Source organism: Streptomyces aurantiaciflavus (assembly GCF_049808595.1).
Taxonomy (GTDB): domain Bacteria; phylum Actinomycetota; class Actinomycetes; order Streptomycetales; family Streptomycetaceae; genus Streptomyces.
On the sequence record NZ_JBNCAQ010000035.1, the window covers coordinates 51,107 to 73,843 of the forward strand.

The 22,737-nt window shown below is 68.5% G+C and carries 15 protein-coding genes and 3 tRNA genes; 5 read left to right on the top strand and 13 right to left on the bottom strand.

Going from position 1 to position 22,737, the window contains the following annotated elements; translation table 11 throughout:
* Positions 1-348 precede the first annotated feature (348 nt).
* The 7 genes from ACPT94_RS33155 to ACPT94_RS33185 form a co-directional block, all read right to left on the bottom strand.
* Positions 349-747, bottom strand: a complete 399-nt coding sequence (locus ACPT94_RS33155; RefSeq protein WP_355737139.1) for a PIN domain-containing protein — start codon at positions 745-747, stop codon at positions 349-351.
* Positions 735-986 carry a type II toxin-antitoxin system Phd/YefM family antitoxin gene (locus ACPT94_RS33160; protein ID WP_079662466.1) on the bottom strand — a complete coding sequence of 84 codons (252 nt, stop codon included), beginning with the start codon at positions 984-986 and terminating at the stop codon, positions 735-737. Before ACPT94_RS33160 ends, ACPT94_RS33155 begins: the two co-directional genes overlap by 13 nt.
* Before the next feature lie 4,337 nt (positions 987-5,323).
* Positions 5,324-6,082 carry a type I-E CRISPR-associated protein Cas6/Cse3/CasE gene (gene cas6e, locus ACPT94_RS33165; protein WP_425247517.1) on the bottom strand — a complete coding sequence of 253 codons (759 nt, stop codon included), beginning with the start codon at positions 6,080-6,082 and terminating at the stop codon, positions 5,324-5,326.
* Positions 6,079-6,915: a type I-E CRISPR-associated protein Cas5/CasD gene (gene cas5e / locus ACPT94_RS33170; RefSeq protein ID WP_425247518.1), complete on the bottom strand. Its 837-nt coding sequence runs from the start codon at positions 6,913-6,915 to the stop codon at positions 6,079-6,081. Before cas5e ends, cas6e begins: the two co-directional genes overlap by 4 nt.
* Entirely contained in the window at positions 6,912-8,297 is a 1,386-nt protein-coding gene (locus ACPT94_RS33175; protein WP_425247519.1) for a type I-E CRISPR-associated protein Cas7/Cse4/CasC, read from the bottom strand. The genes cas5e and ACPT94_RS33175 overlap by 4 nt, the downstream gene beginning before the upstream one ends.
* The gene (gene casB / locus ACPT94_RS33180) at positions 8,294-8,851 is read right to left on the bottom strand and encodes a type I-E CRISPR-associated protein Cse2/CasB (RefSeq protein ID WP_425247520.1); all 558 of its coding nucleotides are present in this window, start codon (positions 8,849-8,851) and stop codon (positions 8,294-8,296) included. Before casB ends, ACPT94_RS33175 begins: the two co-directional genes overlap by 4 nt.
* Positions 8,844-10,403, bottom strand: a complete 1,560-nt coding sequence (locus ACPT94_RS33185) for a type I-E CRISPR-associated protein Cse1/CasA (protein WP_425247521.1) — start codon at positions 10,401-10,403, stop codon at positions 8,844-8,846. The genes casB and ACPT94_RS33185 overlap by 8 nt, the downstream gene beginning before the upstream one ends.
* Before the next feature lie 102 nt (positions 10,404-10,505).
* Here ACPT94_RS33185 and cas3 point away from each other — a divergent pair, with 102 nt between their 5' ends.
* On the top strand, positions 10,506-13,478 hold the full coding sequence (gene cas3 / locus ACPT94_RS33190; RefSeq protein ID WP_425247522.1) for a CRISPR-associated helicase Cas3': 2,973 nt from the start codon (positions 10,506-10,508) through the stop codon (positions 13,476-13,478).
* Between the two features lie 618 nt (positions 13,479-14,096).
* Here cas3 and ACPT94_RS33195 read toward each other — a convergent pair.
* The 5 genes from ACPT94_RS33195 to ACPT94_RS33215 all read right to left on the bottom strand — a co-directional run bounded on the left by ACPT94_RS33195 (position 14,097) and on the right by ACPT94_RS33215 (position 15,465).
* Complete coding sequence (locus ACPT94_RS33195) at positions 14,097-14,504, bottom strand: PIN domain nuclease (RefSeq protein ID WP_425247524.1); 408 nt, start codon at positions 14,502-14,504, stop codon at positions 14,097-14,099.
* Entirely contained in the window at positions 14,501-14,734 is a 234-nt protein-coding gene (locus ACPT94_RS33200; RefSeq protein ID WP_031111806.1) for a type II toxin-antitoxin system VapB family antitoxin, read from the bottom strand. The genes ACPT94_RS33195 and ACPT94_RS33200 overlap by 4 nt, the downstream gene beginning before the upstream one ends.
* A 333-nt stretch (positions 14,735-15,067) precedes the next feature.
* Positions 15,068-15,144 (bottom strand) — tRNA-Ile (locus ACPT94_RS33205).
* Between the two features lie 170 nt (positions 15,145-15,314).
* Positions 15,315-15,387 (bottom strand) — tRNA-Asn (locus ACPT94_RS33210).
* Between the two features lie 5 nt (positions 15,388-15,392).
* Positions 15,393-15,465 (bottom strand) — tRNA-Asn (locus ACPT94_RS33215).
* A gap of 158 nt (positions 15,466-15,623) precedes the next feature.
* On the opposite strand from ACPT94_RS33215, the gene ACPT94_RS33220 reads away from it, so the two are divergent.
* From ACPT94_RS33220 to ACPT94_RS33235, 4 genes are all read left to right on the top strand, one after another.
* Positions 15,624-15,929: a YtxH domain-containing protein gene (locus tag ACPT94_RS33220; protein WP_360344863.1), complete on the top strand. Its 306-nt coding sequence runs from the start codon at positions 15,624-15,626 to the stop codon at positions 15,927-15,929.
* A 223-nt stretch (positions 15,930-16,152) separates the two neighbouring features.
* Positions 16,153-17,604, top strand: coding sequence for a xylulokinase (locus ACPT94_RS33225; protein WP_360344861.1), 1,452 nt, complete (start codon positions 16,153-16,155; stop codon positions 17,602-17,604).
* Positions 17,605-17,722: 118 nt separating this feature from the next.
* Entirely contained in the window at positions 17,723-19,456 is a 1,734-nt protein-coding gene (locus ACPT94_RS33230; protein WP_360344859.1) for an ABC transporter ATP-binding protein, read from the top strand.
* On the top strand, positions 19,456-21,384 hold the full coding sequence (locus ACPT94_RS33235; RefSeq protein ID WP_425247525.1) for an ABC transporter ATP-binding protein: 1,929 nt from the start codon (positions 19,456-19,458) through the stop codon (positions 21,382-21,384). Before ACPT94_RS33230 ends, ACPT94_RS33235 begins: the two co-directional genes overlap by 1 nt.
* A 33-nt stretch (positions 21,385-21,417) precedes the next feature.
* On the opposite strand, the gene ACPT94_RS33240 is transcribed toward ACPT94_RS33235, so the two are convergent.
* Positions 21,418-22,725, bottom strand: coding sequence for an RNA polymerase sigma factor (locus ACPT94_RS33240; protein WP_360344855.1), 1,308 nt, complete (start codon positions 22,723-22,725; stop codon positions 21,418-21,420).
* Positions 22,726-22,737 lie beyond the last annotated feature (12 nt).

A 22,737-nucleotide genomic window follows, 5' to 3' on the forward strand; every position in this document is an offset into this window, starting at 1 on the left:
ATCCGTCTCCGACAAAGCCGTTTTCCCCACGAAGTCAGAGACGGTCAACAAGGACGTCGGCCGAGGAGGAGACACCGGCCCGGCCCGAGGGTCGGGAACGCGGAGAGTGGACGGGCTACCGGCGATCCACCGGCGCGGGACTCCTCGCCGTAGGACATGACCGTACGCTCCTGAACCGCTGGTGTGAGCGCACGCTCCACTGGGAGACACTCGGCGCGGCGAGCAGCCCCTGACCGAAGAGTCGCGCGTACGGGGGTTTGCGGACCGACATTCCTGCCCGACGTCCCTTGGCCCTCGCGAGGCTGCCCGGAACGGCCTCGAAACCCTCGGCCGTCTGCCAACGGCCTGTCACACCTGACGTACCCGAACTCCGGGAAGGTCGTCGAAGCGGGCTCGCTTGTCGTAGGTGACCACGGTACGCGCGGTGGTCAGCGCGGTGGCCGCGATGATCAGGTCGTGGGCACCTCGGGGCTGGCCAGCCCTGCGGACATGCGCGAGCAGCCGCGCGTGCGCGCGGGCCACGTCCACGGTGTACTCCTCGACCGGGATGGTGGCGAGGACGGTGTCGACGAAGGACTGGCGGGCAACCCGATTAGTGTCGTCCGCCAGTTCCACCCCCTGAAGCAGTTCCGCCGCTGTGATGGCGGCGATCGCCGGATCGTCGTCGTCGGCCAACGCCTGATCGAGGGAGACCTTCCGGCGCTCGATCGCGATCAGCACGCCGGTGTCCAGGATCAGTCGCTCCACGGATCGTCCAGCGTCAGCAGATCACGGGTGGCCGTCACGTCGTCCTCGAAGGCGTCATCAAGGGTGCCGACATGACGCAGGAGAGCGTCCTTCACCGCCCGTCCCGTGGCCTTGGGCGCGGGAGCCAGCACGGCCAGACGCTTGCCTCCACGGGTGATCACAATGGTTTCCCCGCGTTCCGCACTGTCCAGCACGGAGGCGAAGTTCCGTGATGCTTCGGTAGCGGTCATCGTCTTCATGACCTGATTTTCTCAGAGAATCTGATACCCGACAAGACGCGTTTTCGCCCCGCTCACCGCATCCCCCGCTACGGCATCACCGCAGGGCACAGCACTTGCAGCAGCCCAGTTCAGGGGCCAGCACAAGGGAGGCGAAGGGTTTCCCCTCCCGACCCACGCTGCGACACCCCTGCGCGGTGACCGCCTTCCGGGCCGCCCATGTCCTCACCCGTCGCCTCGAGACCTCCCTCGCTGACCGGGTGCCCCACTGCACTGAACGGCCATGATCATGGGACTCGCCGGCTGCCTCGCCGTCTCACAGCGGCGCACGCACCCCGGCGTGAGACAAGGGCGCGCTGGGCCGTTTCCAGTACGGGCCGTTTTCCCCGCAATCACCTGAGCCAACGCACGGCACCCGCGATTCCTCGTGTCCAGCCGGCGTCCAGAATCGGGCGTCCAACCCCTCGAAAACGTCGGCCATGGAGGCGCGCCCAACGCCCAAGCCATCACATCAGCACAGGTCAGAGCGATTCGAACGAACGCCCCCACCCACAGACTTGAAGTCACGAGCAGCGGATTCAGCCCCGGGGCCCAAAGTCCCGAATCCGCAACCCTGATGAGACGTTTCCGCAGGTCAGCGACCTGCACAGTGGGGCGGGTGGGACTCGAACCCACGGCCGACGGATTATGAGTCCTTTGAGGATCTTGGCGGCCCTTGTCGATCAATGCTCATCTTGGCTGCTTTCCCAGGTCAGATGGGGTTTTGAGCCGCGTTCCTTCCCGGTCCTTGTCAGTCTTTTCCGATCCTTGTGTCCAGCCTGCGTCCCGAATGCGTCCCGGATGGACAGGTACACCCGGTCCAAGGATCCTCTCCCCAGCTGGGGAGAGGGTCTCGAAACCATGCGCAGCGGATTTCCTTTCCAACGCGCAGCGACTCAGGGGCAGGTGGATCGCCCCCAAGTACGCGGGGCCAACATTTCCTCCTTCGCCTCAACGGTGACACCGTACGGGCTATCCCCGCGTGCGCGAGGCGGACAGCGCCCGCGCCATCGGATCCGCGCGCACGTAGGAGCTATCCCCACATGCGCGGGGCCGACTTGAGGCCGGCGTACTGCTGGACGCCGGGAGTGGAGCTATCCCCGCCGACGAGGGGCCGACGTCTTGCGTTTGATAGCACGAGGGACCTGCCCGGAGCTATGCTCGCGTGCGCGAGGCCAACAATCCCGATCGTTTGCCCAAAGTCGAGGCCTGGGAGCTATCCCCGCATGCGCGGAGCCGACGTGCGGTGTCCGTCGGAGACGACGTGAACGTGCGAGCTATTCCCGCCTGCGCGGGGCCGACTCTGTCACCGTCCCGGTCGTGAGGGGCACGCCCGAGCTATCCCCGCGTGCGCGGGGCCGACTGCGCCTCCTCGGACCAGGCGGCGGTGTGATCGGAGCTATCCCCACGTGCGCGGGGCCGACCTGGTGCCGAGGTGAACGTGCCACGACGCCTGTGAGCTATCCCCGTGTACGAGGGGCCGACTTGAGGCCGACGTACTGCTGGACACCCGGAGTGGAACTGTCCCCACCTACACGGAGGTGACATTTCCTCCGTCGCCTCAACGATGACACCGTACGGGCTATCCCCGCGGGCGCGGGGCCGAACTCCGCGAGACACCAGGGCGTGGCGACGGAGCTATCCCTGCGTGCGCGGGGCCGACGAGAACTTCGTGGAGTCGTGGATGACGCCCAGGGAGCTATCCCCGCGTGCGCGGGGCCGACGTACCCGGGTCCCAGTGGTCGTTACCAGGGACGGAGCTATCCCCGCCTGCGCGGGGACGACACCTTCATAGGCGACATGAACTTGTTGACCTCGGGGCTATCCCCGCGTGCGCTGGGCCGATGACAGGGTCTTGCGGCCCATCGTGATCTGATCCGAGCTATCTCCGCGTGCGCGGGGCCGACCGCTGGATGGACTTGCAGACGTGGGCGCTGGAGCTATCCCCGAGTACTCGGGGCCGACGGATTCCGCGGCGACCACCGGCCGTCCCGGTTGGAGCTATCCCCGCGTGCGAGGGCTCCAGCACCCGTTCCTTGAAGGCGCGGAAGCGCCCGGAGCTATCCTCCCGTACGCGGGGCCGACCCATTGTTGCGGGACAAGTAGCCCTGGGTGATGGAGCTATCCCCGCATGCGCGGGGCCGACATCAGGCCCAAGCAGTCCCACGACGGGTTGCCGGAGCTATCCCCGTACACGAGGGGCCGACGACACCGACATCGTCGCCGACGCCCTGAAGGATGAGCTATTCCCGCATGCGCGGAGCCGACCACCCTGTGGCGAGCTCGGCGGCCTGGGCGCCAGGGCTATCCCCGCGTACGCGGGCCGACAACCCGGGCCTGGAGTACGTCCAGGAGACCATCGAGCTATCCCCGCGTGCGCAGGGCCGACTCGACGTCCATCTTCCAGCGTCGTGCGAGCGCGGAGCTATCCCTGCGTGCGCGGGGGCAACCTTGAAGTGCCCAAGACCCTGATGGTCGAGGGGGAGCTATTCCCGCATACGCGGGGCCGACTTGGTCTGGCCGTAGCCACGGGCGCGGCCGTAGGAGCTATCCCCGCGTACGTGGGGCCGACGGCGTCCGCGTTGTAGACGAACCCGCCGAACCGGGGGTCATCCCCGCGTGCGCGGGGCCGACATCATGTGACCGCTGCTCGGCACCGTCGTCCCGGAGACATCCCCGCGTCGGCGGGGCCGGCTCCTTGACAAGGACGAACCCTGTCCAATTTGGGGAGTTATCCCGTGCGGGCGAGGCCGACGAGATGTCCGTGTGCGTCTCCGACGTGCCGTCGGAGCTATCCCCACGTGCGCAGGGCCGACGAGTAGCCGCCCGAGCCGCCGGCGTTGGTGGTCGAGCTATCCCCACGTCCGAGGCCAACATCGCCAGGACGCTGACGCCGCTCTACGTCCAAGAGCTATTCCCGTGTACCGGGACCGAAATTTCCTTCGTCGCCTCAACGATGACACCCTACGGGCTATCGCCGCACGCGGGAGGACAGCTTCAGCACCGCGGTGTACGCGTCCTCCATGGCGGAGTTATCCCCGGACGCGAGACTGACAACGAACTATGCAGCACCTCCAGGGGGTTTCGGGAGCTGTCCCCGCGTAGGCGGGACCGACGTGCCCGCCATGTCCGGGGTGTCGATTCCCTGGGGGCTATCCCCGCGTGCACGAGGCCGATCAGTTGTCGGCCGTCGTCGCACCCGAGCCGAAGGAGCTACCCCGCGAGCGCGGGGCCTACTTCTACTGGCGGCAGAACAACCTGCCGTTCCAGGAGTTATCCCCGCGTGCGCGGGGCCGACGCGCCCGGCTGGCTCATGACCCACACGCCCGGGGAGCCATCCCCGCGTGCGCGGGGCCATTGCGTGGAGCCAGCACGTCATTAGCATCTGGGCGGAGCTATCCCCATGTGCCTGGGGCCGACCCAGAGTAGAGGGTTGCCGGGCCCTGGATAAGGGAGCTATCCCCGCATGGGCGGAGTCGATGACGGGAGCATCCGCGAGTACATCTTGACGATGGAGCTATCGCACGCGCAAGGCCGGTGGCGTGCTGCCGTTGAACAGCAGAGCGATGTAGGAGCTGTCCCGCGGGCGCGGGGCCGACTTCACCATCGTGACCGAGGCCCCGCAGGAGGGGCAGCTATCACCGCAGGCGCAGGACCGACGACAACAGGTAGTTCGCTGCGTTCTGGCATTCGGAGCTATCCCCGCGTGCGCGGGGCCGACAGCGTCATCACCGCCTTGGGTGCCAGCCGCAGGGGGCTATCCCCGGGTGCGCGGGGCCGACACCAACTGCGCCCCAGTCACCGGAACCCACGTGGGGCTATCCCCACGTGCGCGGGGGGCCGACGTCATCGCGAGCGTGTTCCCGCCCGCCAGGTAGGGGCTATCCCCGCGTGCGCGGGGCCGACGACTGCTGTGCTGCAGTCGTGGGCGCCGGACCGGAGCTATCCCCGCGTATGAGGGCCGACGGTTCCCGCTAGGACATTGAGACCGCGGCCAAGGAGCTATCCCCGCGTACGCGGGGCCGACGTGATGCTGCCGCCGCCGTACACCGCCTTGAAGGAGCTATCCCTGCGTGCGCGGGGCCGATTGGGTCGGCGAACGCGGTCCGGACCTGGTCCGGGAGCTATCCCCGCGTCGCGACACGTGCGCAGGGCCGACCCGGCCTCCCACACCGCCGCCGCGCACGCGAGGAGCCATCCCCGCGTGCGCGGGACCGACTAGTCGACGCCGATCAGGACGTCGAGGTCCCCGGAGCTATCCCCGGTGCGCGGGACCGACCCTTCCTGAGCTGGCACGTTCGTGGCGATCATGTGCGATTTCATGCACTTGCGTCGAGCCGCAGTGTGCCTGCCTGAACTTCGGATTGTTCCTGGGTGGGTCTGGTCAGGATGAGGCCGCAGGAGTAGGCGCGGGCGCGGCCGAGGCCGGTGGTGATGGTCTTGGTGAATGTGGCCGGGTCGGTGACGGTGAGGGTGCCGCGGATTTCGGCGCGGGTGATCTTCAGTCCCTTGTGGTGGTCGGTACTGACCGGCGGCAGCATCCGGATGGCGAGGGTGGTCCGCTCGGCGTCGGCGCCTATGCGGGGGATGCCGCTTGGCGCGGTGGCGGCTGTTCCAGCGGGTTGGAGGCGGTCCTCGAACCACGTGCGCACGTGTGCGGGGAGGACGTGCGGGAGCCGCTTGATGACAGGTTTACCCTTCTGCTTGAGGTCCGCCCGCGTCTTGGTCGGGGAGACCACGGTGCGGAACGTGAATCGGTCCCCGATGCTGATGGTCTCGTCGACGGTACGGATGTCGACTGGGGCGCAGAGGGCCCCGCGTGGGATGGCGGTCCAGTCGGGGCGTACGCGTGACTGAACGATGATCAGCAGGGTTTGTGTCGCCAAGTTGGCGGACCAGGTGGACAGAACGCCGACTTGGGCGCGGGGGGCGTCGGCGCCGTCCGGGACCCACCCTTTGAAGCCGCCCATCACGATGCGATGCATGTGGTGGGCATCCATGAGCGCGGGCGCGGCATAGGTGTGGTTGAGATCGAGTTGGATGATGCTCTGACAGGTGATCAGTCGGGAGGTGCTCACGGGATGATGTCCCATCCGATGGTCGGCTCGGGGCTGATCCGGGTGCGGGTCTCCCACCGTGCCGTGTGGGTGCGGTGTTCGGGGTGGTAGGTGACGGGCTGGTCTGTTCTCTGTGCGGCGCCGGGGGTGCCGGGGGCGGCTTCGATCCAGGCCCATGGCTGTGGACTGGTGGCGTTGGGCAGGAGCGCGGTCGCGGTGAGAATCGTCTCGGCAGTTCCTGAATGGACTCCGCCGGAGATGGTGCCGCTCGGGGGGCAGGACTTGCGGCCGAGCCAGAGGAGGCGTTTGGGGCGCTCCACGGCGTGGCTGATGCGGTGCAGGAGATCCTGGTCCGGGTGCTCGACAGCCGCGACGAATGCTGCGTCCGCCAGGTACCAGCGGGTCGTCATCATTGCATCGCGCGTGATGTTGCCTGCCAGCAGAACGCCGGTCTTCGGGTCCGGGGCGATTTCCTTCGGGGCGCCGTACCACTTGGTGACGGAGCGGGCGGCGAGGTGTCCGAACACGGGACCGGTGCTGGTTTCGAGAGCGGCAGCGGCCTTTTCGGCCCGACGGTGGTCGGTGATCAAGTCGCGGGGGCGTAGCGGGTAAGTGCCGCTCCCGACGATGTGGAAGTCTCGGACGGCGGTGCCGGGACGGTCGGCCCTTACGGCGAAGCGCAGGTCGGTGAGCGCGCCGAGGTCGTCTGCTCGGTCCAGGCCGAGGGCGGCGGCGATGAGTCCGGTCACGCCGGACTTCGTCGGCCGGTTGAGGGTGTCGCGACGGTCGAACCGGGCCAGGGCTCCCCACGACTGGAGGGGACCGGCCAGGCGTAGCAGAAGCACGGAGGTCACCGGCTGGTCAGCTCCTCGATGCTGTTGGCTTCCACTCCGGGCAGGGTGCCGGCGGCCGTACGGGAGTCGATGAGTTCCTGTACGTCGAGGTCGTAGGTGAGCACCTGGGCGGGTGAGATGTCCGTGCGCTTTCGCAGAACGAGAGCGTGCTGGTTCAGGAGGCGGTCGGCGGCTGCGACGGATGCCACGCCATCGGTCTCTTCGGCGATCGGCTTCTCGAAAATCCCGGCGTAGTTGAAGGGCCGGGCCCCAGTGAAGGCCATGACCAGCTTGGGCAGGACGCCGGTTGCAGCCGTGGTGTTCTTCTTGGCCTGGGGGATGGCGTTGGCGAACGCCTCGACGAATTCGAGTTCGGCGGCTTCGGCGGCGGCCTGTACCTGGTCGGGCTTCATGCCGGAGGCGAGCAGGTTGATCCGCAGCTTGTAGCGGTCGAGGACCGCGTGGCGGTAGAAGGTGCCGGAGATGAGCGACTGGTAGCCGGTCATGCCTGCGCCGGAGTCGTCGGCGGCGTCGATGTAGTCCAGGGCGTGGGCCTTGCGGTGGAGCTTGGCGTCATCGGCGGCGGCGTAGAAGTCGTCGATGTGCTCGGCGGCATGGACGGTGAAAGCGTGCGCGGTCTGGATGGCGCCGTCCACGTTGGGCGAGTCGGCGATCTCGGCGAGGAACCGGCCGTAGAGGGCGATGTCGATGGCGTCGCGGGGAGCGAGCGCCGACAGGATCGCTTCGCGGATCTTTCGGGGTACGGACGGGAGCTGCTCCTCGTTGTTGGGCTGGTTGTCATCGGCAGCTGGGGCGGGGGCATCTGTGCCGTTCTTCTTCGCCTTTCTGGCGGCCGCGGCCGCGGCTTTCTTCGCGGCCTCGGCGGCGGCCCCCGCTTCCTTGGCCGTGAGGTAGTCGCTGGTCCAGGCGGTCACTTCGGCACGGTGTTCCTGGATCCAGTCGGCGATGACTTGTCCGGCGTCCTCGGGCGCGAACAGCAGCACCTGGGTCAGGTCGCGAGTGGTGGGCTTGGCACCGAACTTCAGGCCGACGCCTTCGAGTAGGGCCTTGGCGGTGGCCAGCGCATCGGCCCGGTCCCATCCGTACCGGTCGGCGAGCGCCTTGGCGGTGAGTTTGGCCCATTCGCGGGTGCGGATGCCCATGGTGTATCCGGCGAGTGGTCCCTGGCCGGCGTTGGCGCGCTCGCGGCTGTGGGTGCGTTCGGCACGTCGCCGTGCTTGTGCGGTGATCATCGTACGGGCGTCGCCGCCGAAGACGAACTGCTTGGGCATGCCGTTCTCGTCGCGTACGGGAAGCGCGGCAGTGAATGTCTCCAGCAGGTGCAGGGAGAGGTACTGGTCACCGGTGAGAAGCTCTGCGGCCGGGGTGGGGAGGGCGGTCACGTGGTTGTCCTCTTCGTGTAGGTGGGCGTGTAGAAGGAGGCGCCCCAGGTATCGGCGACGGACCTGTCTCGGCTCTTCAACCGGTCGCGGCTCTTCCAGCGGGCCAGGTCCTCGGGGAGCTGGGCCCAGGACGGCGGGGTGGTGTCGCAGGCGCGGGCCCGTTCGATGGCGTGCTGCAGATGCCGCCAGGGGATCTCGCGGGATGCGGTGATCCGGTCCAGCAGCCGCTTGGCCCCAGGGTCGGCGGGGCCGCGGCCGGCACCGCTGCCGATCTTCCGCATGGCTGTGCCCATGTCGCCGTATCCGTAGTGCGGGCGGAGGGCTCCGGCATGGTAGCGAGCGAAGAGGAACGCGGTGAACTGGTAGATCTGCTGCTCTTCCTCGGACGGGGCGAACGCCACGGCAAGGTGGTGGGCCTCGGTACGGCGGGGTGGGTCTGGTCTGCGCAGGGCTGCGAGAGCACCGAGATTGTGCGTGCGGACCAGGCCGCACAGCCAGTCCGTGAGCTGGGTGCCGGGCGGCTTGGCGTCGGCTGTCGGGGCAAGGTCAGACATCTGCGGGTTCCTTCAACTGGACAGGCGCTTTGCTGTGGCGGAGAAGGGCGCGGAGCCGGGCGCGCGCGGTGATGCGGGCCTGCAGTCCGGTGCCTCCTGGGGGCAGGCTGGTCAGGCGCCCGTCGAGGGACGTGATGGCCAGGGCGCGGATGTCGCGGCCGAAGGTTGCCAGGGCCTCGATGGCGGCGCCGGTGTCGGCAACCTGGTCCAGCAGGTGGTGGAACAAGTCGCCAGCCCCGGCCCACATCTCCGGTTCGCCGTTGAAGCGGGCGAGTTGGGCAGCCTTGTCGTCCGGCTTGGGATTGGGATAGGCGATCTCGCGTGCGACCGCGGCCACCAGATAGAGGGAGCGCGCGGTGTACTCGCAGATCGCCGAGCCCTGCTCGGCGGCGTGACGCAGCTGGGTCTCCCGGCCGGGCACGTACGGGAACTCGTCAGACAACCATGTAGTGAGCTTGCCCTGGGTGGCGAGCAGGCCGATGGCCCACAGGTGTACGCGGCGGCCGTGCAGCATTGCGATGCGGCCGTACAGATCGGTGCCCTTGTCGCGCTCGGCGACGGCCGCGTACAGAGCGTGGGACTCCCGCCATAGCTCCCTCGTGGGGGACGGCTTGAGCAGGGTCTTCTTCCCGCCCGGACTTTCGAAGGTGACGGCGTCCTGTAGGTACGTTGCGGGCAACTCGGCAAGGGTTTCACCGGCGCCGATAAGTACCCGGTCGACTCCAACGCAGCCGTCGGGAAGGACGGTTGGGCGCAATGCGATCGAGCGGCCGAGCACGGTGTGGAGATCAGCCGGTCCCCGCGGAGTGCGGGTTTGCTGTGGTCCCGGGCGTGTGAAGTCTCGTCGGGAGGGCTCGCCTTGGTTCCACGTCAGGTTGAGCGGCCCAGGTTCGTCCGGCCACGGGGCGGTGTTGAGGCGCAGCAGGTCACCGAGGGTGGCTCCTGGCCAGGCCGGGCGGGCGATGACCTTCAGGCGGGTGGCCAGCCGGTTGGTGCCGAGGTTGGTGAAGGTCCCCGGCAGTCCCATGTCCTTGGCCTTGATCCTGCCGCGCATCCCGATCCCGTACGCGTGCTGGGTGAGCATCGCACGCCATGCGGCATCCGCCGGTACGGGCTCCGGGTGGTGGAGATGGTGGAGGTTGAAGAACTGGTTGTAGTCCCCGACCCGTTCCAGGAAGAGCTGTGCGGGCCCGACACCGTAGTCGTCGAGGTGAGGGCGGAGGGCGGGGTTCTGGCCGAGGGGCCGCTCGGGGTCGAAGAGGTCCCAGCATCCGGAGTGACTTGCGATCCAGTCGGCCACCTTGTTCAGCGGTGTGCGGTCGGTAACCCACGACAGCCACTCGTCGGAGGTCTCGGGATGCTGATCCGCCGCGTAGATCAGGCCGACTAGCCAGTCGATCAGCGCGGCTGTTTCACCTGGGGTGTCACCGCAGACAGCGGCCAGTTCATCGGCCCGGCGGAACACATCGACCAGGTTCATCTTGACTCGCCGCAGGTCAGGGCCGGTTGTCAGTACCGGGATGCATGCTTGGGCTCGCGGTTCCCACCGCATCGTGCTTCCACCTCCTTCCAGACGGAGTTGGCTTCAAAAAGAACGCGCTCTGTTGGGCAGCACCGTTGCGGATGGGGACAGTAGCACTATCTGGGGAGGGATATGACGACTAGTCATAATTGGTCAGTACGACGGCACTTGTTCATCTGGGCCAAGACAGACCGGTACAGAATCAGTCATCGTGGGGGCGGCCCGGCGTGGAATCCGCTGCTCGCTCACGCTCTCGACACAGCTGCCTGCGTCGCTCAGCTGTGGGACCGGTATCTCCCCCTCACGGCCTGGGCCCGGCTCGCCGACGCGTTCGGCGGCGGCCGTGAGGACACGGCCCGCCGAGTGGTGATGTTCCTGGCCGCCCTGCACGACCTCGGGAAGGGCTCCGGGTGCTTCCTTCACATGTTCGGCGCCAGCCGCTGGGACGGCCCCTATCTGCGGCAGGCCCGTACTGAATGGGAGCGTCAGGCCCGCGCTGCCGGTCTTCCCCTGGGTAAGGATCTCGACGCCCAGCCTGGCGCGCGACATGAGCACATCACCGCCGTACATCTGCCACGGCTCCTCGGCTGCATCTGCGAGGGCTGCGGCGGGACCGGCTCGCCATCAGCCGGACTCCACACCACCGCTGCCCTCCTCGGCGGCCACCACGGAGATATCCCCAGCCCCGACACCATCGGCCGCGCGGCCATGGCTGCCGACATCACTGACTGGCTACCGATCTACTCAGAACTCATCCAGGACACAGCCGACCTGATCGGAGTCGATCTCACCACCCTCCCCCAGTTGGTGACGCCCGAACGCCCCAGCGCACTTGTGCTGTTCGCCGGGCTGGTGATCCTCGCCGACTGGATCGCCTCCGATGAATCCCACTTCACCTACCGCACCCTCACCACCAGCCCGTCCCAGTGGTGGCACGCCTCCAGCAAGCAGGCACGCGACGCGGTCACGCGACTACGGCTGGACGCCTGGCAGCCCGAGCCCGCCGCCGACTGGAGCGACCTGTTCCCCAACACCGCACCGCGCCCCTTCCAGTCCGCCGCCATGGCCGCCCTGCCCGCTACCGGTCCCGCGCTCGTCATCGTCGAATCCGACACCGGATCGGGAAAGACCCGCCTCGCCCTGTGGTGCGCCCACCACCTCGCCGTTACCTGCGGATACCAGGGCCTATACATGGCCATGCCGACCCGGGCCGCCGCCAACCAAACGGCCCGCGAGATCGCCGCCTTCATGGACCGGGCCCTCGGCGAGCAGAACACGGCCAACCTCGCCGTCGTCCACAGCACGGCGGAGGCCACCGACTTCGTCCACCAGCTCCTCGATGCCGGGCGCACCCGGACTCAGGCGGCACTCGAAGGGCTCGAAGATTTCATCTCCACTCCCGCGCCCGACGACCCCCTACAGCGCCGGGCCGTCCTCAGCCCCTGGTACCTGCGCCGCTGCCTGGGCCTGATCGCCCCCTTCGCCATCGGCACCATCGACCAAGTGGCCCTCGCCGCCCAGCCCAGTCATCACTGGATGCTGCGCATGTTCGGCCTCGCCGCCAAGACACTCATCATCGACGAGGCCCACGCATACGAGCTCTTCCAGCAAGGACTTCTCGAAGCCGCCATCGCATGGCTCGCCGACGCCGGCGCCTCCGTCGTCGTCCTATCCGCGACCCTGCCCAGCGCCGTACGCACCGCCCTCGTCCGCGCGTGGTGCGACGGCCACCGCGTCCCCACGGCACACACGGATCAGACCGGCCCCATCACCGTCGTTGACCAACACGGCACCATCACGCACACCGGCCAAACCAACAACACCGACCAAAGCAGCCAAAGCGACCGGACCGCCCCCGCAGAACTGCACACCTTCATCGATTTCCTGCCCGATCCCGGCGCCGCCGCCCTCGCTGCCCGCCTCATGCACGAGGCCGGAAAAGGCGGGATCACCGTGGTGATCCGCAACCGCGTGGCCACAGCCGTCGACTTGTACAGGGTCGCCACACACTGCGCCCAGACACACGGATGGTCACCGAGAGATATCGTGCTCCTGCACGGCCAGAACCTGCCCCGCTACCGCCTCCCTGGTGAAGATCTACTGACCAGACGCCTCGGCCCGGGCAAGGACCGTACCCACCGCAACCCCGAGCGGCCAGACCGTCTTCTGGTCATCGCCACGCAAGTTGCTGAGCAGTCCCTCGACATCGACTTCGACCGGATCTACACCGACCTCGCGCCGATCGACGTCCTCATCCAGCGTCGCGGCCGTATCCACCGGCACCAAGTCAACGACTCCTCACGGCCCGACGCGTTCCGCAAGCCGCGCATGACCATCCTCACCCAGCCCGGCTCCGACGAACTGCCCATGGTCGAACCCCCGAACCCAGGCGAAGCACAGTCTCAGGGCAACCCCGACGGCCACGTGTATTCCCCCTACCTCTTGGCCGCCACCTGGTACGCCCTCATCCAACGCGCCGGTCAGGACGGCACCGTGCATCTCATCACGCCCGCAGACACCACCCCATTTATCGAAGAGGTCTACGGCCCAAAACCCACCGCCGTCGGCGCCCTCGGCGAGCTTCTCGACCGCACATCTCGCCGCCTGCAAACCGACTACGGCAACGAGGAGGGCCAGTCCCTCAGCCGTGCGTTCCGCCCCTTCACCCGCCGCGGCAGGTCAATTCCCGTGACCGACCTCGCATCCGGCAAGAGCCACGGTTCCGGCGACAGCGACGGCATCGCCGGCATCCGCGGCATCTCGCGCCTCAGTGAGCCTCCGATCGACGCCATCCTCCTGTACAAGCAGCCAAACGGCACCCTCACCTACGACCCATCCGGACAGCGACGCGCTGACCTCACCCGCCATAGCGCCGACTCCCCCGCCCGCCGCCGACAACAACAAGACCTCCTCCTCAACACCGCGTCCCTGCCCGCACACTGGTTCACCGGAATCAACGCCCTCCCTCCGCCCGAGACCTGGCCGACAGTCCCCCGCCCGGCACTGAGAAACCGCTACGTCGCCCTGTTGAACCCCAGCACTGGGGTTTGCATCAGCGGCCCCACCGGCATCACCTGCAATCCCGTCACCGGCTTGACCAGGTGACCACGACAAGTAGTTCAGCCAGCGGACCCGCAACGGCTAGGGTGCTTCCCTGGCCCCACACGGGCATAGGTCAAGAGCGCGTCCATTCTGACCTTCGGCCCCGCGTACGCGGGGATAACTCCTACGTCGCCACGACGCTGGACGACCTGCACACGTAGGCCTCGCACACGCGGGAATGGCTCCCCCACGACCGTGCTGCCGACCGCCTCGTGGCCATGGGCCCGCCACCCGCGGGGATAGCTCCTCGAACTGCTTGTCGTACGCGGTCTGAACGGCGTTGGCCCCGCACACGCGGGAATAGCTCTCCGCCCGTCGTCACCGTCACTGCGCGCACGTAGTGGACCCCGCGCACGCGGGGATAGCTCCTTGTCCGCCTTGCCCGGTTGGTTGAACTGCAGGTCGGCCCCACGTAGGCGGGGATAGCTCCATGTTCTTCCTGCCGCCTCCGAATGCCCGCCAGTCGGCCCCGCGCACGTGGGGATAGCTCCAAGGTGGCGGGCGCGTTCGGTGCGCCGAAGCTGTCGGCCTCGCGCATGCAGGGCTAGGTCGTAGTGATGCGCCCCGGAGACATCAATCACCGAGGTCAGAAGCCGACAGACGTGTTCCTGCCTCCGGAGATCAGGCTCGTGCGTCTCGCTGCTGGACTTCCTTGAGGACTCCGGCCACCGTCGCGAAGTCATTGTCCACGTGGAGGACGGTGTGCCCATGGTGTACAGCTGTCGCACACACCAACAGGTCGATCGCTCCCGCCGCCCGATGCTGGCCCCTCTGGGTCAGTTTGTACTGGGCGGTGTCGACCCACCGCCAGGCGTTCTTCGGAACCGGGGAGAGCAGACAGAGCGCGTCCAGTTCCTCGGCCAGCTCATCTCGGTGAGACGGGCTGGTCGCCGAGTAGAGGAATTCGGCACGTGTCGGCTCGCAGATGTGGAACACCCCGGCGGCGATGTGTCCCTCCCAGGGGCGCAGCGCACCTGGGGTACGGAACAGATGCCACAGAGCCGAGGTGTCCACCAGGTACGTGATCACTCGAAGGCCTCGCGCCGCGCACGCTTCTCGGCTTCATGCGCCGCTGCGGCCTGCTCGAACTCGCCGCGCTCACCTCGCGCGGCCAGCTTCTCCGCGGCCTCAAGCCTCTTGATCCGCGCCACGTAGTCCCGAAGCGCCGCGTTGACGGTCTCCTTCTTCGTCGTGGCACCCATGAGCCGCATGGCCTCGGCCAGCGCCTCGTCGTCGAGATCAATCTGAGTCACAGACACCGGAGACACCTCCAACATACGCAATGTATGCATTCAAGATACATCGCCAACATCGCATGCGACGACCGACCGCAAAAGACCGCTCAGGGGAGGCGGGCAGGATGCCGAGGCGTTTCCATTCGGACTGCTTCCCGACGCAGGACGGATCAGCGGGGCCTGCTGCACCCCGACACGAATCACCCCATGGGGCCTATGACCGACTTGACCGTAATCGGCGTCCCGAATCTGTCCTGTCGATCATGAAACACGCATCGAGACACTCTACGAGCGTCCCTCAACTCGCTGCCCAGTTCGCATAGCTGCTGGTCAGATCGATTCTTCTCGCGTAGCGAGTGGTGGGGCGGGTGGGACTCGAACCCACGGCCGACGGATTATGAGTCCGCTGCTCTAACCGGCTGAGCTACCGCCCCATAGCGGCGTGTCGCGTACATGTGTGCGCGCCGTCTGCCGCAGCATAGCCGCTCATACGATCTCACGCTCCGCCTGGTCCGACGTCGCACGCCCCTGAGGACCCCTGCCGCGACCTGCGTGGTTCCCGCGGACATGAAAAAGGACCCCTACGGGGTCCTCGATCACGATGCTCCCCCGACTGGACTCGAACCAGTAACCTGCCGGTTAACAGCCGGCTGCTCTGCCAATTGAGCTACGGAGGACCGAGCTCCCCCGACTGGACTCGAACCAGTAACCTGCCGGTTAACAGCCGGCTGCTCTGCCAATTGAGCTACGGAGGAATGCCTCGTTGCATCGAACGCACCTACCTGGGTATTCGCCAGAGGGCGGGCGCTCGCTGCGACACATACATTAGCGCAAGCAGGGGGGTGCTCCGCCAATCGGTTCCCTCCAGCACCGATGCCGCACCAGAGACCTATACGAGGGAAGGGTGGCCGTCATGCGCTACCGGCTCACGTTCGTCGTCGGACTCGCCCTGGGTTACGTGCTGGGCACACGGGCCGGGCGCGAACGCTACGAGCAGTTGAAGAAGTCCGCGCGGCAGGTCGCGCAGAACCCCGCCGTCCGCAACACCGCGGAGACGGCCGCCCAACAGGGCCGCCAGTTCGCGGGCAGGGCGTACCACGTGGTGAGCGACAGGGTCGGCGAGCGGATGCCCGAGTCGGTCGCGAGCCGCGTACGCTCGCTGCGGGAGCGCAGCGCCCACGACGGCGGCCAGGACGACTGGGGCACGAACAACCCGTAGACGTCTCGTGGACATCGCGAGGACGGTCACGCGGGCATGACCCGTCGCGTGGACGGTCACGTGGACATGACCTGGGCAGGACGTGGGGAGGGGTGCGGAATCCCACCCCGGGGGCGCGCGGGAGTGTGCGACCAGCCACGACGCTCCCGGGCCCGCGCCCCCGAGCCCACCCCCGCGGTCTCCGCGGCCCAACCCCGGCGGAGCGTGCGGCAGAATTTTCGACATGGGGATAGTCGCCGGGTTGGACAGTTCACCCGATTTCACTCGTATCGTCGTCTGCGACACGGACACGGGGGCCGTGCTCAGGCAGGGGTATGCGCCGCATCCGGTGGAAGGTTCTCAGGGTGGGGGGCGGCCCAGCGACGTCGATCCTCAGGCCTGGCTGCTGTCCCTCGGGGAGGCCGCCGGCGGCGGGCTGCTCGAAGGGGTGCAGGCCATCGGTGTGTCCTCGCAGCAGAACGCGGTCGTGCCGCTGGACGCGCAGGGCAACACCGTGCGGCCCGCGCTGGTCGGCGGGGACAAGCGGGCGCAGGTCGCGGCGGCCGATCTGATCGACGCCCTCGGAGGGCGCGAGGCCTGGGCGCAGGCGGTGGGGTGCGTGCCGCAGGCCGCGCAGCCGGTGACCAAGCTGCGCTGGCTGGCGAAGAACGAGCCGGACGCGGCACTGCGGACCGCCGTGCTGATGCAGGCCCACGACTGGCTGGTGTGGCAGTTGCTCGGGCGGCCGGTGCGCAGAACCACCGACCGGGGCGGGGCCTCCGGGACCGGATACTGGTCGGCCGCCACCGGCGGCTACCGGCCCGACCTGGTCGAGCTGGCGCTCGGCCATCAGGCGATGCTGCCCGAGGTGATCGGCCCCTCCGACGCGGCCGGTACGACCCCTGAGGGCCTGCTGATCTCCGCCGGGACCGGTGAGACCATGGCGGCCGCGCTCGGGCTGGGGCTCGGCGTCGGCGACGCCGTCGTGTCGCTCGGGGCCTCCGGTTCCGTGATGGCCGTGCATCCCGAGGCGCTCCTCGACCAGAGCGGGATGATCACCTCCCTGGCGGACGCGACGGGCATGCACCTGCCGGTCGTCACCACCCTGAACGCCGTACGGACCCTGCGCGGGGCCGCCGAGCTGCTCGGGGTGCCGGATCTGGAGAGTCTGTCCGAGCTGGCGATGAAGTCGACGCCGGGATCGCACGGGCTGGTGCTGCTGCCCTATCTGGAAGGTGAGCGCACACCGAACCTGCCGCACACGGCGGGCACGCTGGCCGGGCTGCGGCGGGAGTCGATGAAGCCGGAGCACTTCGCGCGGGCCGCGTTCGAGGGCATGCTGTGCGGGCTCGCGGACGCGCTCGACGTGCTGCGCGGGCGGGGCGTGGAGGTGCGGCGGATCTTCCTGCTCGGGGCGGCGGCCGAGCTGCCGGCCGTGCAGGCGGCCGCGCCCGCGCTCTTCGGGGCGCAGGTCGTCGTACCGCAGCCGGCCGACTACGCGGCGATCGGGGCGGCGCGGCAGGCCGCCTGGGCGCTCGGGGTGTCGCAGGGGACGCTCGATCCGCGGACGCCGCCGGCCTGGCACGGGGCGGCGGCGCAGGTGCTGGAGCCGGGTGAGGAGCTGGCCGTGGGGCAGGCGGTGCGGCAGCAGTTCGTGTCGGTGCGGGAGCAGACGCATCCGGCGGCGTTCCGGTGAGGGCGGCTCCATAGCACGCCCCTGTCGGGTTAATCAGTTGAGGTAACGCGGGTGGAGTGTTCGACGATAGGGGCCACGGGCAACCAATGCCCCTACCGCCGACTCCGAGAGACGTAGCGTGCTCATACGACTTCTGCGGACCTACCTCAGGCCCTACAAGAAACCCATCACCCTGCTGGTGCTGCTGCAGTTCCTGCAGACCTGCGCCACCCTCTACCTGCCCACGCTGAACGCCGACATCATCGACGACGGTGTGGTGAACGGGGACACGGGATACATCCTGTCCTACGGCGGCCTGATGATCGGCATCTCGCTGGCGCAGGTCGTGTGCAATGTCGGCGCCGTGTACTACGGCGCGAGGACCGCGTCGGCGCTCGGCCGGGACGTACGGGCGGCCGTCTTCGACCGGGTGCAGTCCTTCTCCGCGCGGGAGGTCGCTCACTTCGGCGCGCCCTCACTGATCACACGGACGACGAACGACGTCCAGCAGATCCAGATGCTGGCCCTGATGACGTTCACGCTGATGGTGTCGGCGCCGATCATGTGCGTGGGCGGTGTCGTGCTGGCGCTCGGCCTGGACGTGCCGCTGTCCGGCGTGCTGGTCGCCGTGGTGCCGGTGCTGGGCATCTGCGTGACGCTGATCGTACGGCGGCTGCGGCCGTTGTTCCGGTCCATGCAGACGCGTCTGGACACGGTGAACCGGGTGCTGCGCGAGCAGATCACCGGCAACCGGGTCATCCGCGCCTTCGTCCGGGACGAGTACGAGGAGCAGCGCTTCCGGAAGGCCAACGCGGACCTCACCGGCATCTCGCTGAAGACCGGCAACCTGCTCGCGCTGATGTTCCCGGTGGTCATGACGACGGTGAACCTGTCGTCGATCGCGGTGGTGTGGTTCGGCGCCCACCGGATCGACAGCGGTGGCATGCAGATCGGTGATCTGACCGCCTTCCTCGCCTACCTCATGCAGATCGTCATGTCCGTGATGATGGCCACCTTCATGTTCATGATGGTGCCGCGCGCGGAGGTGTGCGCCGAGCGCGTCCAGGAGGTCCTGGACACCGAGTCGAGCGTCGTGCCGCCGGTGTCGCCGGTGCGCGAGCTGCGCCGGCACGGACAGTTGGAGATCCGCGGGGCCGGCTTCCGCTATCCGGGTGCCGAGGAGCCGGTGCTGAAGGCCATCGACCTGGTGGCGCGGCCCGGTGAGACGACCGCCGTCATCGGCTCGACCGGCAGCGGCAAGTCCACGCTGCTCGGGCTGGTCCCCCGGCTGTTCGACGCCACCGACGGCGAGGTGCTCGTCGACGGGGTGCCGGTGGCCGACCTCGACCCGGAGCTGCTGGCACGGACCGTCGGGCTCGTACCGCAGAAGCCGTATCTGTTCGCGGGGACGGTCGCCACCAACCTGCGCTACGGCAATCCCGACGCCACCGACGAGGAGCTGTGGCACGCGCTGGAGGTGGCGCAGGCCAAGGAGTTCGTCCGGAATCTCGAGAACGGGCTGGACTCGCCGATCGCGCAGGGCGGCACCAACGTCTCCGGCGGTCAGCGGCAGCGGCTCGCCATCGCCCGCACCCTGGTGCAGCGGCCGGAGATCTACCTCTTCGACGACTCCTTCTCCGCCCTCGACTACGCCACGGACGCGGCGCTGCGGGCGGCGCTCGCGCGGGAGACCGCGGAGGCGACCGTCGTCATCGTCGCCCAGCGTGTCGCCACCATCCGGGACGCCGACCGGATCGTCGTCCTCGACGAGGGCCGGGTCGTCGGCACGGGCACGCACCAGGAACTGATGGCGGACAACGAGACCTACCGGGAGATCGTGCTCTCCCAGCTGACGGAAGCGGAGGCTGCCTGATGGCGGGGCCCATGGGGCGGATGATGGCCGGGACCGGCCCGGAGAACCGCTCGCTGGACTTCAAGGTGTCCGGGCGGCGGCTGCTCGCCCGGTTCGAACCGGAGCGGCTCACCCTCTGCGCGATGCTGTTCTGCGTGGTCATGAGCGTCGGCCTCAACGTGATCGGGCCGAAGATCCTCGGCAAGGCCACCGACCTGGTCTTCGCCGGCATCATCGGGAGGGAGATGCCGGAGGGGGCGAGCAAGGAGCAGGTCCTCGACTCGATGCGCGAGCGCGGCGACGGCGAGGTCGCCGACATGCTCCGCGGTACGGACTTCACTCCCGGAAAGGGCATCGACTTCGGCTCGGTCGGGAACGTCCTGCTGTTCGCGCTCGTGGTGTTCCTCGTCGCCGGTCTGCTGATGGCGGTGGCGACCCGGCTGGTCAACGCGACCGTCAACCGCACCATGTACCGGATGCGCGAGGACGTGCAGACGAAGATGTCCCGGCTGCCGCTGTCGTACTTCGACAAGCGGCAGCGCGGTGAGGTGCTGTCGCGGGCGACGAACGACATCGACAACATCGGGCAGACGCTCCAGCAGTCGATGGGCCAGCTCATCAACTCGCTGCTGACCATCGTCGGCGTGCTGGCGATGATGTTCTGGGTGTCCTGGATCCTCGCTCTGGTGGCGCTGGTCACCGTGCCGCTGTCGGCGGTCGTGGCCACCCGGGTCGGCAAGCGGTCGCAGCCGCACTTCGTGCAGCAGTGGCGCTCCACCGGCAAGCTGAACGCGCACATCGAGGAGATGTACACCGGCCACACGCTGGTGAAGGTGTTCGGCCGGCAGGAGGAGTCGGCGAAGCAGTTCGCCGAGCAGAACGAGGCGCTGTACGAGGCCGGGTTCAAGGCGCAGTTCAACAGCGGGATCATGCAGCCGCTGATGATGTTCGTGTCGAACATCAACTACGTGCTGGTGGCCGTCGTCGGCGGTCTGCGGGTGGCGTCCGGCTCGCTGTCGATCGGTGACGTGCAGGCCTTCATCCAGTACTCGCGCCAGTTCTCCATGCCGCTGACGCAGGTCGCGTCGATGGCGAACCTCGTGCAGTCGGGTGTCGCCTCCGCCGAGCGGATCTTCGAGCTGCTCGACGCGGAGGAGCAGGAGCCCGACCCAGTGGCGGGCGTACGGCCCGAGGAACTGCGCGGGCGGGTGGCGCTGGAGCACGTCTCGTTCCGCTACGACCCCGACAAGCCGCTGATCGAGGACCTGTCGCTGGTCGTCGAGCCCGGCCACACGGTCGCGATCGTCGGTCCCACGGGCGCGGGCAAGACCACACTGGTCAACCTGCTCATGCGGTTCTACGACGTCTCCGGCGGGCGCATCACCCTCGACGGCGTCGACGTCGCCGAGATGTCCCGCGACGAGCTGCGCGCCGGGATCGGCATGGTCCTCCAGGACACCTGGCTGTTCGGCGGCACCATCGCGGAGAACATCGCGTACGGGGCGTCCCGGGAGGTCACCCGGGGCGAGATCGAGGAGGCGGCGCGGGCGGCCCACGCGGACCGGTTCATCCGGACGCTGCCCGACGGCTACGACACCGTGATCGACGACGAGGGCAGTGGGGTCAGCGCCGGTGAGAAGCAGCTGATCACCATCGCGCGGGCGTTCCTGTCCGACCCGGTGATCCTCGTCCTCGACGAGGCGACCAGCTCCGTCGACACCCGGACCGAGGTGCTCATCCAGAAGGCGATGGCGAAGCTGGCGCACGGGCGGACGTCGTTCGTGATCGCGCACCGGCTGTCGACGATCCGGGACGCCGACACGATTCTGGTGATGGAGAACGGGTCGATCGTGGAGCAGGGGGCGCACGGCGATCTGCTGGCGGCCGACGGGGCGTACGCGCGCCTGTACAAGGCGCAGTTCGCGCAGGCGGTGGCCGAGGTGGACTAGGCAGGCCGGGGCCGCCCCGGAGGGCGGCCCCGCTCAGTCCAGGTAGCCCCTCAACTGGTCCGCGAAGGCGTGGTCCCTGAGTTTGTTGAGGGTCTTGGACTCGATCTGCCTTATCCGTTCCCGGGTGACGCCGAAGATGCGGCCGATCTCCTCCAGGGTGCGGGGGCGGCCGTCGGCGAGGCCGTAGCGGAGTTGGACGACCTTGCGTTCGCGTTCGCCGAGGGTCGACAGGACCGCCTCCAGGTGCTCCCTGAGCAGGAGGAACGCCGCCGACTCGACCGGGCTGGCCGCGTCGCCGTCCTCGATGAGGTCGCCGAGGGCCACGTCGTCCTCCTCGCCCACCGGGGCGTGGAGGGAGACCGGCTCCTGGGCGAGGCGGAGGACCTCGCCGACGCGCTCCGGGGGGAGGTCCAGCTGGGCGGCGACGTCGTCGGCGGTCGGTTCGTAGCCGCGTTCCTGGAGCATGCGGCGCTGGACGCGGACGACCCGGTTGATCAGCTCGACGACATGGACGGGGACGCGGATGGTGCGGGCCTGGTCGGCGAGGGCGCGGGACATGGCCTGGCGGATCCACCAGGTGGCGTAGGTGGAGAACTTGTAGCCGCGGGCGTAGTCGAACTTCTCGACCGCCCTGATCAGCCCCAGATTGCCCTCCTGGACGAGGTCGAGCATGGTGAGCCCGCGGCCCACGTACCGCTTGGCCACCGACACCACGAGCCGCAGGTTGGCCTCGATGAGGCGGCGTTTGGCCATGCGGCCCATGACGACGAGCCGGTCGAGGTCGAAGGCGAGGTCGCTGTCGAGGTCGGGGGTGTTGCTCAGCTTCTCCTCGGCGAAGAGGCCGGCCTCGACACGGCGGGCCAGTTCCACCTCCTCGGCCGCGGTGAGGAGCGGGATCCGGCCGATCTCGCGCAGGTACTGGCGGAACAGGTCCGAGGAGGGGCCGGCCGTCTCGGTGGCGCGCGGGGCGGGCGTCTCCACCGGCTCGGGGGCCTCCTCCAGGGCCTCGGCGGGCGGGCCCTCCGGCTCGGCGCCGGGCGCCGGCTCCGCCTCGGTGTGCGTTTCGGGGTGGTGCACGGCACGGTTCTGCGGCGGGACCGCGACCAGGACGTCCGTGTCGGCGTCCGGTTCCGTGCCGTCGGTACGCGTGTCGGTCTGGGTGAGGGTCTGGGTCTGCACGGGGGCGACCTCCAGGATGATCGCTGCTGAGGTGTGCGGCAGCGCTGCTTCGGGAGCGGAGTCGGCGGCCTCGCCGCTGTCCGTCCCGTACGCGATGAGCGGAACCGCGGGGGTGTGGGACCCGCTGGGGACGGATCGGCCGCGCTCCGAGGACTCAGGCACCGGAACCCAGTG